Raw genomic sequence first — 17,732 nt, 5'->3', positions numbered from 1 at the left:
TCAACTAGAAGCAATTAAGCTGCTTTAGATGTTGCTTGATTTTCTGCTTCATGTTTATTTTCAAGTGAACGGTAAACGAATGTTAATGCAAGACCTACTAATGAGATGGCTAGTGCGATATAGAATGCATTTGTGAAATCCCCGTTGTTTGAAGCCGCAACGCTTGCAGCGATACGAGGTCCAAAGAATGCAGCACCTGAATAACCGATGAATACTACGCCGTAGTTCACGCCATAATATTTCATACCGAATTTCTCACCAACAATAGAAGGGAAGATACCCATTGTTCCGCCGAAGCAAAGGCCGATACCGACAATAGCAACGACAAATCCTACTACAGATGTAGATAATGCAATTGTTAACATCATTGCTGCGATTACTGCATAGATCATTAATAAGCATTTGAAGCGTCCGATTTTATCGGAAACAGCTCCCCAGAATACACGTCCAACACAGTTACTGAAAGAATATAAACTTACATATAAAGCGGCAGATGCTGCTGTTAGGCCGAACATTGTTTGACCGATTACAGAAGCGTTAGATGTAACCATCATTCCTGAAAGAGCACCGATTAGGAACAATGCTGCAATACAATAGAAGATTGGTTTTTTAATCATTTCATTCCAAGGGATATTCACGCCGCCTTTTTTAGCTTGAGCAGGAGGAGTCCACCCTTCTGGAATGTAGCCAACTGGAGCTGCTTTGAATAAGAAGCTGCAGCCTAAGATAATAACTAAGAAAGCACCACCAAGTGTCATTAGTGCAGATTGAACACCATTGCTTGCAATTAAAGAGTTAGCGATTGGAGAAATGAAGATTGTTCCTCCACCGTAACCAGCTGTTACGATACCAGCAGCTAAACCGCGTTTATCAGGGAATAGCTTAGCTGTATTTCCGATTGTTGAAGAATATACGATACCTTGTCCGATTCCGGCAATTAAACCGTAAGTAATGTAAAGCATCCAAGGAGCAGTAGCAAAGCCTGATAAAATAAACCCAAGGCCGAACATAGATCCACCTAGAATAATTGCTGTTTTCGCATGGCCTTTATCATTCAATTTACCGCCAAGGATCATCGGGATTGGAGAGATTGCAGCATTGATTGTAAATGCCATCATAATTTCTCCCATTGATACATCAAATACCGCCGTTAACGGAAGTGCAAAAATACTAAAAGCATACACGGCACCAACGCAAAGATTGATTAGCGTTGAAGCGCAAAGAATTGTCCAGCGATTTAAATTCGCATTCATATATACATTCCTCTTTCTTATTTATTTAGTTGATGCCGGCAGAGGAGGGTGTCCTCCTTTGCCGGAGAATTAATAATGTTAAACTAATACAGGTTCTTGTTTTTGAACGCCGTTTTCACGGATAATGTCTTTTAATTTGCCCCAGTTTTCTTGGAACATATCTGCGTCCATTTCTTTTAAATCTGGAGAAATGACAGGTGTGAATTCCATTTGATCAAGGATGTGCGTTTGTAAATCTACACCTGGTGCAATTTCTGTTAATGTCAGTTTGCCGTCAATCAGTTCAAATACAGCACGTTCTGTAACATAAATAACTTTTTGGTTTGTTTCAGTTGCGTATTTTCCGCTGAATGTAATTTGTTGTACTTGTTTGATGAATTTCTTCGCTTTACCTTCTTGGATAATTTCCAATTTTCCGTCAGCTACTTTTAGCTGTAATCCGCCAGCTGTGAAAGTTCCTGCGAATACAAGCTTTTTAGCTGCTTGGGAAATGTTGATAAAGCCACCGCAACCTGCTACGCGAGTGCCGAATTTACTTACGTTTACGTTACCGAATTCATCTGTTTGTGCTAAGCCAAGAACGGATAAATCAATACCGCCGCCATCGTAGAAATCAAATTGCGCGTGGTGGTCAACAATCGCATCGCTGTTGTATGCGTGACCGAAGTCTTTTAATCCAGCCGGTACGCCGCCGACAGAACCAGCTTCAGTAGTCAGGATTAATTGATCGCTGACACCTTCTTCAGCAGATACTGTTGAAACGTTGACTGGGATACCTACGCCAAGGTTTAAGATTGTGTTTGGTACTAGTTCAGCAGCAGAACGGCGCGCGATAACTTTACGCTCATCAAGCTCTAGAGCAGGTACGCTTTCTAAAGGTACTTTTACATGGCCAGAGAATGCTGGGTTATATTTAGTATTTTCTGTTTGGAAGTGGTTTTCCGGTTGTGACACGACGATGTAGTCAACTAGAATACCAGGTACTTTAATGTCTTTCGGATTTAAAGTGCCAGCTTTTGCGACTGTTTCAACTTCAGCGATAACGATACCGCCAGAGTTGCGGACAGCTTGAGCAATTGGAAGTACTTCCATGTGAAGGCCTTCTTTTTCAAGCGTTAAGTTGCCGTTTTCATCAGCGACAGTACCGCGGATCAGACCGACATTGATCGGGAAAGATTTATAGAATAACCATTCTTCGCCGTCAAGCTCGACCACTTTTACAATGTCTTCTTTTGTTGATGGTGACATTTTTGCTCCTTCAACACGTGGGTCAACGAATGTACCCATGCCGACTTTCGTAATTACGCCAGGTCGTTTAGCAGCAATTTCACGATAAAGTTGTGTAATAACACCTTGAGGAAGGTTGTAAGCTTCACATTTATCTTCTTCAATCAGCTTAGCCATTCCTGGGGAAGCGATGGCGATACCACCAATCCAACGTTTAATTAAGCCTTCATAGCCAAGATGGCTCATACCTTTATCGCGGCGGTTACCGACAGCACTTGCATGCATTACTGTCAGATTACGCGGATGTCCTGTTTGTAAGAAACGATCTTCGATAGCGATACCCATTTCTTCAGCCCAGCAAGATAATCCGAAACCACTTGCTGCTACTGTTGAACCGTCTTGAATCAATTCTGCCGCTTTAGCAGCTGAAATCACTTTTGACATTTAAAGCACTCCTTATATTGTGAAATTCTTCACATTATTTGCTATAAAAATAAACAACTCACAAACCGGAATTCTGGTGTTTAAAAGATGTGAAAGGTTATTTGTGATTTATTTCACAAACTAGAGTGTAAAAAAAGTACATCCTTTCAATCATGCACCAATCATATAACTGTAACGTGTTATTTTTGAATTCGTTTATTTGTGAATTGATTCACAATTAGAATAGTAAAGCAGGTTTTTTTGTAAGTCAACAGCCTGAAAATGCAGGAGTTTATGAAGGTGGATGTGTAGATAAAAAGCGACATCAATTCTATCGGCTGGTTGATGTTGTAGATGTTGTAATTGTTTGATATTTATCAATATCCAATCAAATGTTTTGTGACTGCTCGAAATGCGGTTATTACAATGTTTTATGGAAGAATATTTGCAGGACATAGTTTGTAAATGAAAAAAGAACGATTAGCCTTTCTATGTTCAATGGTAGCTATTTTACGACAGTTTTGTAGGGCAGTATTAATTGATTTTATTGCGAAGCATTGGGAGCTAATATAAATAAAGAAAGGAACGAGGGAGAATGAGCTTTTCGGATATGAAAAAAAGATAAAAAAAATTTATGAATAGCGATATTTTTTTTTATGAATGCGATTTCGCATTTTTACTACAAGGATTATTCTCAAGATTATCAGTGAATCATGCGCAATTTGAAGCCCCAGTATAGCTGCAATCCTTGAAAAAGTATTAAAAAATAATAATAAATCCCCAAATAGATTGAATACTCAGAAAAAATAACGTAATATTTATACAATGTTTTTATTTTAGCGAAATGAAGTATTAGAGTATTAAAGTTTATAACTTACAAAGATCAACAGAAAAAGGAGGAGAAAAATTGAAGCTTGTGATTAGCAATATAACTAAATCATATATTGACGCTAAGAAAAGAGAGACAATTGCATTAGAAGATATTAACTTAACGATACAGAATGAAGAGTTTGTAGCCATTGTTGGACCAAGTGGCTGCGGTAAATCCACTTTATTAAATATTATTGCCGGTCTGCTGCCTGCGACATCCGGTCAAATATATTTTGATGATATCAAGGTTAACCAAGAGCCTGTTACTTCCGTTGTCTTTCAAGAAACCGGTCTTTTTCCATGGAGAACGGTTTATGACAATGTGAAATTCGGTTTAGAGCAAATGAAAATACCTAGCGAGGAAATTGAACAACGTGTTCAACATTACATACAAATGGTGGGTTTAACGGGATTTGAAGCATCTTATCCTCACCAGTTATCCGGTGGTATGAAGCAGAGAGCGGGTATTGCGAGAGCTTTAGCAGTAAAACCTGATTTGTTATTAATGGATGAGCCGTTGTCAGCTCTAGATGCTCAAACAAGGCAGATTATGCAAGAAGAATTATTGAATATTTGGAATCAAGAACGACACCGTACAGTTTACATTACACATAATATCAATGAAGCTGTTCATCTCGCTGATCGCGTTGTAGTTTTGTCGAGAAGACCCGGGAGAATTAAAGAAATCATTTCAATTGATTTACCCCGTGAAGGACGTGGGGATAAGGCCTATGAAGAAATCTGTGCAGAATACCATCGCCAAATCTGGGATTTAATTAAAGATGATGCATTAGATGCTGTAAGGGAGGGTTAACAATGTTAGATCTGCAGCAAAAGGCAGTGGAAGACAACGCTGTCGGCAAGAATCGCTTTATTATAAAAAATAAGCTGGCTTTTTTAGATAGAAAAATACCTACTTATTTTGCACCGGCAGGAATTTTAGTACTGATAGCATTTTGGCAACTTGTATGTTCAATTGGATTGGTGAATGAGCTGACATTGCCGTCACCCTACATTGTTTTTACAGTTGGTATAGAATTGGTGCTGGACGGAACATTGTGGATAGAAATAAAGGCTAGTTTACTGCGTATTTCCTTAGGTTATTTGATTGGTTGTTTTGTGGGGATTGTAGTCGGTGTTTTATTTGGAATATCAAAAATATCTGAACGAATCGGAATGCCGATTGTGAATTTGCTGTATCCGATACCGAAGATAGCTATATTGCCGTTAATTATGCTTTGGTTAGGGATTGGCGAGATTTCTAAGGTCACTGTTATTGCAATAGGTGTGTTCTTTCCTATTGTTTACAATACATATATGGGTGTATCGCAAACTAGTCGCTTGTTGATCAATGTTGCTATGACATTTGGTACAAACAGATGGGATTTAATTCGAAAAGTTATATTGCCAAGTTCGTTTCCGATGGTTCTGTCAGGAATGAGAATTTCGGCCGGTACATCATTATTGCTTTTAGTTTCAGCAGAAATGGTAGCCGCACAGCACGGAATTGGAGCTTTTGTTCTGCTTAATGCAGACTTATTGGATATTTCAAAAGTTCTTGTGGGCGTATCGGTGCTTTGTATAATCGGTATTACTATTAATTACGGGTTGGCATGGTTAGAAAAAAAATTAATTCCTTGGCGTTAATTTTTTTAGATAAAAGTAAAAAGGGGAATCTAAATGGGGAAAAGTAAAAAGTTGTTAAGTGGATTAATGTTTATTTTAATTGTGGCGCTTGGATTGGCAGCATGTTCTTCTGAAAGCTCTAGAGAGACTAAAAGCGATTCAAAAACAGAAGAGAAAGTTGAGACAGTAAAAGTAGGGATGTTAAAGTCCTTATCTAATTCATCCATTTATATTGGAGATGAGAAAGGGATTTTTGAAAAGTATGGCATCGACATTGAGTATGTTCCTTTTCAAGCAGCGCAGCCTATTGCAGTAGCAGCTCAAACTGGGGATATTGATGTAGGTTCAACTGCATTAACGGCAGGTTTCTTTAATTTATTAGGGAAAAACTCGGAAGTACGTTTAGTAGCTGATAGCGGAAGAGAGAAAGAGAATTATAAATTGACAGCTTTAGTTGTCAGTAATGATGCATTTAAATCAGGAGTTAAGAGCATTAAGGATTTAAAAGGTAAGAAAATCGGTATTACCCAAACGGGATCATCACATCATTTTATGGCAGGACAGCTGCTGGAAAGTGCAGGTTTGACAATTGATGATGTTGAACTTGTTCCGCTTGGTGGAATCAGTAATGTTGCTGCAGCTTTAGAAAGTAATCAGGTGGATGCTGGTTTACTTTTAAGTACAGTTGGAACGCCTTTGTTGGAAAAAGGAAGTGCACATCTCATTACTTGGATTGGCGATGTAGTTGAAATGCAAACGACAAGCATATTCTATTCAGCTCAAATGATTGAAAATAAAGATGTTGCAGAACGCTTTCTGAAAGCTTATGTAGAATCAGTAAGATATTATCATGATAATGTGCTAAATGCTGCAGACAAGAATAGCGAAGAATTCAAAAGTGCAGTAACTGTATTGTCAGAGCAGACTGGCATTTCCGAACAACTGGTTGCCGATAATCTGCCATATGTTGATCGTGATGCAACAGTTTGGAAAGAAAATATCGGGACATGGATTAATTGGTTTGATGATAACGGACTGTTAACAGATGAACTGGATGTAAATAATGTAATTGCTGAGGAATTACATGCGAAAGTATTAAAAGAATTAGAGTAAGCCGTAAAGCACTTAAAATTGAGTTATCCTCATTTTTAAGTGCTTTTTTAAACTGTCATCATATTGAAAAATAGATAAACCGTCTTAATGTTATAATATTCAGTATAAAGAGATGGGGAAGTGAAGAAATTGAAGCGTATAGTCGTCATTGGCGGTGGAATCACAGGGCTTTCAACCATGTATTATTTGCAAAAATGGAAGCGCAATCACAATTCAGACGTTGAATTACTGTTAGTTGAGCAAAATGATAGATTGGGAGGGAAAATCCGGACCGTCTATGAAAATGGATTTAAAATGGAAAGCGGTGCCGATTCAATTGTAGCAAGCAAAAAGGATGTACTGCCGTTTATAGAAGAGCTGGAGCTTGAGGAGCAAGTGGTATATAATGCGACGGGAACTTCTTTTATCCATACAAATAATGAACTGCATCTTATACCGGAGAATTCTGTGTTCGGTATTCCGGTGAATAAAGAAGCACTATATAAAAGCACACTTTTGTCAGAGGCAGGGAAAGAAAGAGTATTGGAAGAAATGCATATTGAAAATACGCATTTTACGAAAGAAGATTCTATCGGGGAATTTCTGGAATATCTTTTAGGCAAGGAAATAGTTGAGAATCAAATTGCTCCGATTTTATCGGGCGTCTATTCGGGAAGTTTGCATGATTTGTCAATTGCTTCGACGTTGCCTCATTTATTAGATTATAAGAACGAGTACGGCAGTATCATTCGTGGGCTCGAAGCCAATCAGGAGCAGACAAAGCGGAATAAAAAGAAATTCCTATCTTTTAAAAATGGGCTTTCAACACTGATTGATACGATTGAGGAGAAATTAACTGATGTAACGATATTAAAAGGCATTAAGACAACGAGCATTGAAAAAGCAGAAGGTGGCTACACAATATTTTGCGATAACCACGAGGAGTTGCAGGCGAATTATATCGTGTTAAGTATTCCGGATCAGGCTGCGAAACGATTGCTGCATGATCCGGAGCTCGATGAAGATTTTGCAAAGTTTAAAAATTCATCGCTGATCAGCATTTATTTCGGTTTTGATTTGCCCGATTCGAAGCTGCCGGCTGATGGAACTGGATTTATCGTTTCAAAAAATAGCGATTTAATGTGCAATGCCTGTACATGGACGAGCCGAAAGTGGCCGAATACTTCTGAGGATGGCAAACTGCTTGTGCGCCTGTTTTATAAGAGTACAATACCAGCTTATCCTCAAATGGATCAGATGGACGAGGAACAATTGCGTGAAGCAGGCTTAAATGATGTAGAAAAAGCATTAGGTTTCCGCGAACAGCCGGTTTCAACCGAAATCACAAAGTGGAAAGAGGCGATGCCAAATTACACAATTCAGCACCCGGAGAGCATTCAATCCATTAATGAGAAGCTTCAACGCGATTATCCGAATGTATACATTGCCGGTTGCTCCTACTATGGAGTCGGCATTGGCGCTTGCATTACAAACGGCATAGAAACGGCAGAGCAAGTTGCGGAAAGCTTGCGTGTCGCAGTGAAATAGGGAAGACGGAAGACCTGTCTCTTGCACGTAAGAGGTTTGGGTTTAAAGTTTGAAATTTAAAAAGAGGTGCAACTATTAGCACCTCTTTAAATTATCATTGCAAATAAATAACATTAGCACTGAATGTCTTTATAGACAAACTCGCGATATTTGACAAAATCATTTTTCTTATAAAAGTCCTTTGCTGTTTCGTTATTAAACCAATAGTCTAATTCAATCTTGTTAATACCGTTTGCTTTTGCAATTTCAATGATTTCATTCATTAACTTTGAACCATAGCCTTTTTTTCTCTGGTTTTCCGAAATACTTATTTGATGAACATACACTGATTTATATGCCTTTTTAAAGGTGTTTTCGGGATAATTTCTAAATTCAATCCAAGCATAACCTAAAGGTAGATTATCGTCCTCCAACAGAATGAAAGTGAATTCTTCTTTATCAATAATTTTTTGAAAGAAAGTCTTAATTTCCTCAAAGTCATATTTTTTGAAATACTCAGGGTATAGATTTGCATGTATATCGTGAACGTATTTGTTCAATTTAGCGACTAATTCAAAATCTTTTGTTTGCCTGGTTTTCATCTTCTTTGCCCCTTTTTGTTAATCGCGAATAAACCTTAAACCATTGAAACGAAGAAAATCAACAACATATTAGCTATAAATAATAATACGGATACAATAAACATTTGCAGACGACTTTTTCCGATCCTCTATAAGATCCGACTGTAATATCAATAGACCCCATCATTAATGTCAGCGGCACCGAGAATACATGAAGTCAAGAAAAGTTAAAGGTTCGAATCATATCTGATTTGAACCTTTAATTGATATGTTAATTAGTTTTTAAGTCCTTATCCGAACCTATTATCTTTCACGAGGTCGGTTATACTTATCAATCGTGCAATGGTAAATAGATGTTGAAGGTCGTTCCGACACCTAATTGGCTTGTTACCTCTATTTCCCCTTTATATTTATGGACAATATGATAACAAATGGTTAATCCAATTCCTGTTCCACGGTCCTTTAGAGAATAGAAGGGTGTACCGAGCTGTTCGATTTGTTCCTGCGTCATGCCGAGACCATGGTCGGATATGCTGATTCTTGCTATATTACCAATCTGACATGTATAAATTTCAATAGTATTATTGGCTTTCATTGATTCGATTCCATTTTTGATGATATTAACAAGGACTTGCTTTAATTCGATAGGGTCGATTCTCACATACATATCGTCCTTCAACGATAGACTGATAGCGATTTGCTGCTGCTGAGCATAATTGAGAAGAAGATCGGCTACTTTTTTTATTTCTGTATTTAATTCTATTTTCTGTATTTTGGCAGATTGCGGTTTAGCTAGAGAGAGATAATCTGTAATAATAAGCTCTGTATAATTCAATTCGTTAAGAATCAATTTAACATATGCTTTCTTTTCATGGTTAAGGTTTGTATCCTCTTCCAATAGCTGTGCAAATCCTTTAACAACTGTTATAGGTGTTCTTATTTCATGAGCAATAGATGCGGCAAGTTGACTGGTTGAGTTTTCCTGCTTTGCTTGCTCCAGCTCTTTATGATACACTTCAATCGTTTTAAGCTTATTGTTAGTCGCGAAAAATGCAAATATAAGAATGACCTGTATGGCGATAAAATTGTAAATGTTTAAGAATGTGTCCATAGAAAGATATGTATAGATATCTTTCAAACTGGTACATGCAATAATATAGATGAATGCAGAACCGAAAATAATATTAAAGGAAGCGACAATGAAAAATCCCTTTTTATCAAATAAGAAAATTGGTATAATCGGTGCGATTGCAAGCATGCTGAGCATGACAGCTGTCTCCGGGAAAATCCAAAATATCGAGTATAAATAAATAGTCAACAGTACAATGAATATTGTCTTGTATAAATCTTTATTTTTCTTAATAAAAAGTGTTAATGTTATGGCAAGTAGGGTGATTAATAGAATAAGAAAAGAGAGAAGTAAAGGACTCTTTTGCCAAGTAATCGAAGTAACAGAGACTCCCGTAATGGCCATCAAGAGAATGGCAACCATGAAGCCTATAAAAATCTTTTGGCGTTGGTTTTGGTAATATTGATAGTTCTTTAACATGGCACACCTAGATTCTGAATATTCGCTATTTTAATATATGGTAATATGGAATCATTCATTTGTAAAATAATAAGAAATATAACTGAATTAGGAAATAGGAGCTATATATGAAAGAACAACAATATGATGACTTATTGAATATCGTCACTGTTGGCGAGCAAGCTGGTTTTAATAAATCTTATCACTATCATCGTTATGAGCCGACCCCCTACAGTGCTCTGCAGCATTTGTTTTCACATTATACGTTAAAAAGCAGTGATCATATTGTCGACTTCGGTTGCGGAAAAGGGCGCTTAAATTTTTTTATTCATCATTTATTTAAGGCGACAGTAACAGGTGTGGAGATGAATGAAGTATTTTATGAGCTAGCGATGGACAATCGGGAGAGTTATTGCCGGAAAATGAGGGGCAGTGAGGAGCAGTTTGCTTTTCAGTGCTGTTTAGCAGAGGAATATGAAATTAAGTCGCAAGATAACGTTTTTTATTTCTTTAATCCGTTTTCTGTGCAAATCTTTATGAAGATTGTCAGTCACATTTTACTTTCTTGTGAACAACATCCCCGAGATGTCGAGCTTGTATTTTATTATATTTCGGATGAATACATGTATTATCTTGAGCATCAAACGCCATTTGAACTGGTGCAAGAAATAGAGCTGACTGATGCTTATCCTAAAAATCCGAATGAACGGTTTATGATTTATAAGTTGTCGTATTAATATGTGCAAGGCTGTCCTCTTTGGGCAGCCTTGCTTTTTTGTAGCGAGCCTGCCCCTAACTCCGAGTCTAAGAATCGCGTGACCGCTCTCAAAATTCGCACGACGACTCTCAAATCCTACGCGACCGCTCTCAAGATATCTACCCGCAATCGAAAACCGGCATTTTGTTCATCAAAAGAAGCGGAAGACCCAATTATTTTACGAAAAGCCAGCCACTTTAGGGGATTTTACATGGAAGTTACTTGATTTCTGCTAGTTACACAGTTTTTTAGAGAACTTATTGCGCGGTCACATAAGGAATAGCTCGTTGGCTATACGGATAGCGTCATCCGAGAAGAAGATAGCGCGGTGAACGAAAAGATAGCGCGGTCGGAAGAGGTTAGCGTCGCCGCTAGAAAAATAGTGCGGTCGGGGATAGCTGCGCTCAATAAAGATAACGCCATCCCCAATAAAGCACTACATCACCTTTGCTCAGAGATAAAGAAAGTATATATTTTTGAACTTAGATAGCTGTCTAACCTTACACCTTCCATGCTCGGAGGCCTACAGGATGTAGGTCATATCGGCGTTGCCACAGGACGTGGCGCCTTTAGCCGATGTTCCTTTTGTTTGCCCCGCTCAAGAAACCAAAACCGGGTTTCTCGTTCGGTTTGTCTTAGTCCTCCCACATGTCTCCTTTTTGATTGGCGAAATAATTATGATGGTAATCATCTGCGATTGGCATCTTGGCAGAGGGACTGTGCTTCACCAAAAAGGACCGGTGACGGTTTTTCTTAGTTTGTTTGGAGTGTGTGACTTTCTTGTCAGTCTCATGAATTTGCGCGAGGGGAAAGTTTCTCGCTAACTTTTCTGTGATACGTTTTTAATAAGCGGTTATTCTAAGTGAGAGCTGATTGGAGGTTTGTCTATGGAATTCAACAAACATAATATAAAAAGCATTTTATTCATTATTGCTTGTTCGATTATTTTATTGGTGATTTTGCAAGACATCAGTCGTGTCGTGGGTTTACTAAAAGTGATAATTGGACTTATATCTCCATTGTTGATTGGCTTCTTTATTGCCTTTATTTTGAACGTTCTATTGAAGTTGATTGAGAATGTTTTGTTTGCTCCGTTGAACAAAAAGAAATATAGGTTTTGGATGAAGTCGCGAAGATCGATCTGTTTACTGCTGACGATTGCTGTCATTATTGGAGCGGTGTTTATATTATTGTTCCAAGTCATTCCGGAGCTGAAAAGGACATATAATCTCGCGAAAGATCAGATGCCGAGCTATATGCACCAGCTGACGATTTGGAATGACCAGTTAAGCGTCTGGCTTAGCTCGTATGGCATTAAATTGCCCAAATGGAATATTGATTGGGAAAAAATAATGGGTTGGATCAATCAATTCACCAGTATGGAAAGCAGTAACTTTTTTGAACGGATTATCGATATTACCGGATCGATTTTCTCAGGAATTTTCAATATTGTAACCGGCTTTATTTTTGCTATATACATTTTGTTACAAAAGGAGAAGCTGTTCAGTCAGGTGAAGCAGATGATGTATGCATACTTACCAATCAATAAGGTGAATTACATCGTTTATGTTTCACAAATATCAAATCGAATTTTCTCTCGCTTTGTTACGGGACAATTTACAGAGGCTATCATTATCGGCGTGCTTTGTTTTATAGGAATGAAAATATTATCAATGCCGCATGCGCTCGTAATCGGCTCGTTAGTTGGGTTTACAGCACTGATACCGGTGTTCGGCGCTTTTATCGGTACAACTATTGGGGCGTTTCTTATTCTGATGGAAAATCCGATGCAGGCGCTATGGTTCATTGTTTTCATTATTGTGCTTCAACGGATTGAAGGAAACTTTATTTATCCGAAGGTTGTCGGAAGCTCAATAGGGTTACCAAGCATGTGGGTTTTGCTTGCTGTATTGGTAGGCGCGAGCATATCCGGTATTATTGGCATGATGGTCGCTGTTCCGCTCTTCGCCGTTATTTACACAATCATTCGCGATGGTGTTGCTAAACGTCTGAAGAAGAAAGGAATTCCGGAGACAGAAATTCAATGAAGCTTTAAATACCTAATCGTTTCATTTTATTGTAAAGAGTTGCTCTTGAGAGCCCTAGTCGTTTGGCTAGGGCACTTTTATTGCCATTTTCAAGCCGGAGTGCTTCTAGGAGTAGGACTTTCTCATATCGGTCAACTTGCTCCTGTAAAGAAAGCGGAGCATCCGGCAGTGTTGTTTGATAGATTGATGCCGGCAAGTGCTCGAGCTGGATGATGCCATCCGAAGCCAAAATGACGAGGCGCTCAATGATATTGCGAAGCTCGCGAATGTTTCCAGGCCAATCATACTGAATTAGTGTCTGAAGCACTTCATATGGAAACGAATGAATTGGACATTGATGAAGCAGAGAAAATTCATGCAAAAATGATTGAATCAATTCGAAGATATCCTCTTTTCGGTCCCGCAATGGCGGAATTTCCAAAGATAAAACATTTAGGCGGTAATAAAGGTCTTCCCTGAATGTTTCCTTCTGCAGCATAACCTCTAAATTACGATTGGTGGCGGCAATAATACGGCAATTTGCTGAAAGTAGCTTTGTTCCGCCAATACGGAAAAACGACTTTTCCTGCAAAACACGCAGCAGTTTCACTTGCATATCAAGTGGCATTTCCGCAATCTCGTCTAAAAATAAAGTCCCATTGCCAGCTAGTTCAAACTTACCTTTTTTGCCCTTAGGGTCAGCGCCAGAAAAAGCTCCACCCTCATAGCCGAACAGCTCGCTTTCAAACAAGTTTGGAGGAATTGCCCCGCAATTTATCGCAATAAACGGTTCGTTTCGTTGCTTGCTGCAATCATGAATAGCTCTCGCAAACAATTCCTTGCCTGTGCCGCTTTCTCCTGAAATCAAGACTGTCGCTTTTGTTGCGCATATTTTTTGAATTGTGTCTTTGCAGCGCTGAATTGCTTTACTTGTTCCTTTAATTCGCAAAAAAGGGTCCTCTTTAGGTTGGAGGTTAATGTGCAACTGTTCGACTTTATTAGTCATGTGAAAAAGCTCCTGAAGCAGTCTGATTTGGGCGGTAATATCGGTTTCTGCCGAGACAGCGCCGATAATTTTGTCTTGAAGCATAATCGGATTGGCGTTAATCAGAACGAATAGATCTTCACGTGGCTGATGCTGATGCTTAATGACGGATTTACCAGTGCGCAATGTTTTTAACACCTGCAACATTTCCGGATTGAAAAAATCGGTGGCTGGCTTGCTGATGATATGCTCTCTTGGAATTGAAAAGATTTGTTCGGCTCCATCTGTCCAAACGGCCACTTTCTCATGGTCGTCGATGATCGTAAGGGCGAGGTCGATTGTTTTTAAGGTAGTCTCAAAATAAGCAAGTAAGTGATGATAGCAGGAAAAGAGTGTGTGCATTAAAGTAGCGCTTTTTATATAGCCTGTCACTTGTCGGTGATTGTTTTCATAGAGAATGATTTTGCATTCGGTACATATAACATCGGTCCAGTCGCTTTCATCATTAATAGCGATTGTTTTTTGCCAATTTAGAGGGGAAGCAGCGGCAGTGCTGAAATAATGCTGCTCTGTTTTCAAGACCAAAATGGCAGGATTGCTATCAATGAGCGGATTGTCACGATGATCAACTATTAAAAAGTCCGTTTCGATCAGTTGATCCAGTGACGGCAGCAGATGTTTCATTCCATCACCTCTTAAAAACTTGTTGTAAAAATTATACAATTTCAATTCGGGAGTGTAAATAAAATTAGACATCATCAACCATGAACCGCTTTGGAATACAATTGGAGCATTTGGCATAAAAATTGCAGAAGTAATAAGCAAGAATTTATGCAAGGGAGAGAGCGCTTATGGTGAGAGAATACCGGCATGAACCTTTTACGGATTTTTCAAAAGTGGAAAATAAAGCAGCTTTTGAGGAAGCATTACAGCTGGTGAACAGCCAGTTAGGGAAACAATATCCGCTTGTGATCGGCGGAGAACGCATTATGACAGAGCAAATGATTTTATCGGTCAATCCGGCCCGCAAAAGAGAGATTATCGGTAAGGTAGCGAAAGCCGACCAAGCATTGGCGAAACAAGCGATGGGGTCGGCACTGTTGGCATTCGAATGCTGGAAAAAAGAACGTGCAGAAGAACGTGCAGCTGTTTTGTTGCGTGCAGCGGCCATTATTCGTGACCGCAAGCATGAGTTTTCCGGATATTTAGTGAAGGAGGCAGGTAAGCCGTGGAAGGAAGCGGACGCGGATACGGCAGAAGCAATCGATTTTCTTGAATACTATGCTCGTCAAATGCTCTTGCTGAGCCAAGGTGTGCCTGTAGAGAGCAGAGATAGAGAAAGAAATCAGTATGAGTATATTCCGCTCGGTGTCGGGATTATTATTTCGCCATTTAATTTTCCGCTCGCGATTATGTCAGGAACGGCTGCGTCAGCGATTGTAGCAGGCAATACGATTATTCTGAAACCGGCCAACAGCACACCTGTTGTTGCGGCAAAATTTGTGGAAGTTATGGAGGAAGCGGGCTTGCCGGATGGCGTACTTAATTATTTGCCGGGAAGCGGAGCGGAGATTGGAGATTACTTGGTGGAGCATCCGAAAACACGCTTCGTCTCTTTCACTGGTTCGCGTGAGGTAGGCTGCCGTATTTATGAAAAAGCAGCGAAGGTTCAAGCCGGGCAAATATGGCTGAAGCGGGTAATTGCAGAAATGGGGGGAAAAGACACGATTCTCGTAAATTGCGATGCTGATCTAGACTTGGCAGCAACATCGATTGTCGCATCCGCTTTTGGATATTCCGGACAAAAATGCTCGGCCGGTTCGCGCGCTGTTATCCATCAAGATGTATACGGAGAGGTTGTCGCAAGGGTAGTTACTTTGACGAAGGAATTGATTGTCGGTAACCCTGAAAATGGGCAAACATTTATGGGCCCGGTCATTGATCAAGCTTCTTACAATAAGATTATGAGATATATCGAGATTGGCAAAGAGGAAGGCAAGTTGCTTACCGGAGGCAATGGCAATCAGGAAGAAGGTTATTTCATCGAGCCGACGATATTTGCGGACATTGCTGAGAATGCAAGACTTATGCAGGAAGAAATTTTTGGCCCGGTTTTAGCGATCTGCCAGGCAAAAGATTTTGACCATATGATGGAGATTGCCAACAATACGGATTACGGGCTGACAGGTGCTTTAATTACGAAAAATCGCGCGCATATGAAACGGGCGAAAGCAGAATTCCATGTCGGTAATCTTTATTTCAATCGCGGCTGTACAGGGGCAATTGTCGGTTATCAGCCATTTGGCGGTTTTAATATGTCCGGTACCGATTCCAAGGCAGGCGGTCCCGATTATTTAGTTCTTCATATGCAAGCTAAAACTATAAGTGAATCTTTCTAGGGGTGGTGAAAATGCTGTCTCAAGTTTCTAAAAATGTATTTATGTTTGCATCCAAAAATAAAACGTTAAATAAGGCAGCGAAAAGATGGGGCCTTCAATTGGGTGCTTCTCAAGTAGTAGCAGGTACCTCCATTGATGAAGCGATGGGGCAAGTCCGACGGTTAAATGAACAAGGTCTAATATGCACGCTGGACCATTTAGGGGAGTTTGTCACCAGTAGAAAGGAAGCAATTGAAGCTACAGTCTGCAATGTGAAGACGTTGGAAGCAATAGCCGAAAGCGGAGTAGAGAGCCAATTATCGGTGAAGCTGACTCAATTGGGCTTGGATTTGAGCGAGCAGTTCTGTCTCGAAAATATGGTGACGATTATGGAAACGGCAAAGCAAACGAATCAATTTGTCACGATTGATATGGAGGATTACAGCCATTGCCAAATGACGCTCGATATTTTAAAGGAGCTCCGCAAGACTTATCAACAAGTCGGTACCGTCATTCAGGCATATTTGTATCGCTCACAGCAGGACGTAATCGATTTTGAGGATGTTCCGCTTCGCCTCGTGAAGGGGGCATATAAGGAATCAGCTGAAGTCGCCTTTCAGGATAAAAAAGAAATAGACGAAAACTTCATCAATATTATTAATCTGCATTTACTGAGTGGGAGTTACACAGCTATTGCCACCCATGATCATGAAATTATTGCGAAAGTGAAGTCGCTCGTTGCGGAACAAAACATCTCACGTAGTCAGTTCGAGTTTCAAATGCTGTATGGATTCAGAACGGAGTTGCAGAGACAGTTAGCGGAGGAAGGCTTTACAATGCGGGTATATGTGCCGTTTGGTGACGACTGGTTCGGCTATTATATGAGGCGTCTCGCGGAACGACCGCAAAATGTTGCATTTGCCTTGAAAGGATTTTTTTCGAAGTAGAACATTGTAGCCTATGTATCTATAAGAATTTTAGGAAGTTACACACCTATTCGTTTAGGCGGAGGGTGTGTTTTTGTTTGTTCATCCTATTGATTGTTATATATGGTAATATAGTTGCAACTAAGGATGGGCAGTTTGTTTATTAAGGGGGACTTGCGTTGAATCCAATTAATATTATAACCTTTATCATATTTTCGATTGTTTCTTATAATTTTTATTCGATATATCGAGTAAAGGATTCGCCTAAAAGCAATAAGGTAATCGCTCTATTTTTATATGCGGTATGTATTATTTGTTTAGGGTTTATCGTCATTTATAGTTAGTTGTTTTGTATGCTTCTCTCACAGTCTATTAATGGAGAAGTAAAGGTTTATACTACCTAAAAACATACAGTCATTTATAGATGATGTTGTGAAAGAAAAGCTAGAAACAGCTGTAACTAGCGTTTTATAGAGAAGAGCATTTTTTAAGTGATCTGTACTTTGAAAGTGCTCTTTTTTTTGTGCCGGTT

General features: G+C 39.3%; 13 protein-coding genes. 8 read left to right on the top strand and 5 right to left on the bottom strand.

Features of this window, described 5'->3' with window-relative positions:
- Positions 1-14 precede the first annotated feature (14 nt).
- Both IEO70_RS06655 and IEO70_RS06650 read right to left on the bottom strand, forming a co-directional pair.
- On the bottom strand, positions 15-1,253 hold the full coding sequence (locus IEO70_RS06655) for an L-lactate MFS transporter (protein WP_190997580.1): 1,239 nt from the start codon (positions 1,251-1,253) through the stop codon (positions 15-17).
- 78 nt (positions 1,254-1,331) lie between these two features.
- On the bottom strand, positions 1,332-2,924 hold the full coding sequence (locus IEO70_RS06650) for an acyl CoA:acetate/3-ketoacid CoA transferase (RefSeq protein ID WP_190997579.1): 1,593 nt from the start codon (positions 2,922-2,924) through the stop codon (positions 1,332-1,334).
- Positions 2,925-3,819: 895 nt separating this feature from the next.
- Between IEO70_RS06650 and IEO70_RS06645 the strand changes: the two genes are divergently transcribed.
- From IEO70_RS06645 to hemG, 4 genes are all read left to right on the top strand, one after another.
- The gene (locus IEO70_RS06645; protein ID WP_328820885.1) at positions 3,820-4,587 is read left to right on the top strand and encodes an ABC transporter ATP-binding protein; all 768 of its coding nucleotides are present in this window, start codon (positions 3,820-3,822) and stop codon (positions 4,585-4,587) included.
- A gap of 2 nt (positions 4,588-4,589) precedes the next feature.
- A complete protein-coding gene (locus IEO70_RS06640) occupies positions 4,590-5,420 on the top strand; it encodes an ABC transporter permease (RefSeq protein WP_190997577.1) in 831 nt (276 codons plus the stop codon).
- Between the two features lie 33 nt (positions 5,421-5,453).
- Positions 5,454-6,512, top strand: a complete 1,059-nt coding sequence (locus IEO70_RS06635) for an ABC transporter substrate-binding protein (protein ID WP_190997576.1) — start codon at positions 5,454-5,456, stop codon at positions 6,510-6,512.
- A 129-nt stretch (positions 6,513-6,641) separates the two neighbouring features.
- On the top strand, positions 6,642-8,039 hold the full coding sequence (hemG, locus tag IEO70_RS06630) for a protoporphyrinogen oxidase (RefSeq protein WP_190997606.1): 1,398 nt from the start codon (positions 6,642-6,644) through the stop codon (positions 8,037-8,039).
- Positions 8,040-8,152: 113 nt separating this feature from the next.
- On the opposite strand, the gene IEO70_RS06625 is transcribed toward hemG, so the two are convergent.
- On the bottom strand, positions 8,153-8,620 hold the full coding sequence (locus IEO70_RS06625) for a GNAT family N-acetyltransferase (RefSeq protein WP_190997575.1): 468 nt from the start codon (positions 8,618-8,620) through the stop codon (positions 8,153-8,155).
- 310 nt (positions 8,621-8,930) lie between these two features.
- Entirely contained in the window at positions 8,931-10,148 is a 1,218-nt protein-coding gene (locus IEO70_RS06620) for an ATP-binding protein (RefSeq protein ID WP_190997574.1), read from the bottom strand.
- A 107-nt stretch (positions 10,149-10,255) separates the two neighbouring features.
- On the opposite strand from IEO70_RS06620, the gene IEO70_RS06615 reads away from it, so the two are divergent.
- Both IEO70_RS06615 and IEO70_RS06610 read left to right on the top strand, forming a co-directional pair.
- On the top strand, positions 10,256-10,864 hold the full coding sequence (locus tag IEO70_RS06615) for a class I SAM-dependent methyltransferase (RefSeq protein ID WP_190997573.1): 609 nt from the start codon (positions 10,256-10,258) through the stop codon (positions 10,862-10,864).
- Between the two features lie 907 nt (positions 10,865-11,771).
- Complete coding sequence (locus IEO70_RS06610; protein ID WP_190997572.1) at positions 11,772-12,932, top strand: AI-2E family transporter; 1,161 nt, start codon at positions 11,772-11,774, stop codon at positions 12,930-12,932.
- A 4-nt stretch (positions 12,933-12,936) separates the two neighbouring features.
- On the opposite strand, the gene IEO70_RS06605 is transcribed toward IEO70_RS06610, so the two are convergent.
- Positions 12,937-14,580 carry a sigma-54 interaction domain-containing protein gene (locus IEO70_RS06605; RefSeq protein WP_190997571.1) on the bottom strand — a complete coding sequence of 548 codons (1,644 nt, stop codon included), beginning with the start codon at positions 14,578-14,580 and terminating at the stop codon, positions 12,937-12,939.
- 167 nt (positions 14,581-14,747) lie between these two features.
- Here IEO70_RS06605 and pruA point away from each other — a divergent pair, with 167 nt between their 5' ends.
- Together pruA and IEO70_RS06595 are read left to right on the top strand one after the other, a co-directional pair.
- Positions 14,748-16,295 carry an L-glutamate gamma-semialdehyde dehydrogenase gene (pruA, locus tag IEO70_RS06600; protein WP_190997570.1) on the top strand — a complete coding sequence of 516 codons (1,548 nt, stop codon included), beginning with the start codon at positions 14,748-14,750 and terminating at the stop codon, positions 16,293-16,295.
- A gap of 11 nt (positions 16,296-16,306) precedes the next feature.
- Positions 16,307-17,221, top strand: coding sequence for a proline dehydrogenase family protein (locus IEO70_RS06595; protein ID WP_190997569.1), 915 nt, complete (start codon positions 16,307-16,309; stop codon positions 17,219-17,221).
- The last annotated feature ends 511 nt before the right edge of the window (positions 17,222-17,732 follow it).

The sequence above is a fragment of the Peribacillus faecalis genome (assembly GCF_014712675.1).
In the GTDB taxonomy this organism is placed as follows: Bacteria; Bacillota; Bacilli; order Bacillales; family DSM-1321; genus Bacillus_AD; species Bacillus_AD faecalis.
Note: the sequence above shows the minus strand (reverse complement) of the source record. Positions and strands in the feature narration are given on the sequence as shown.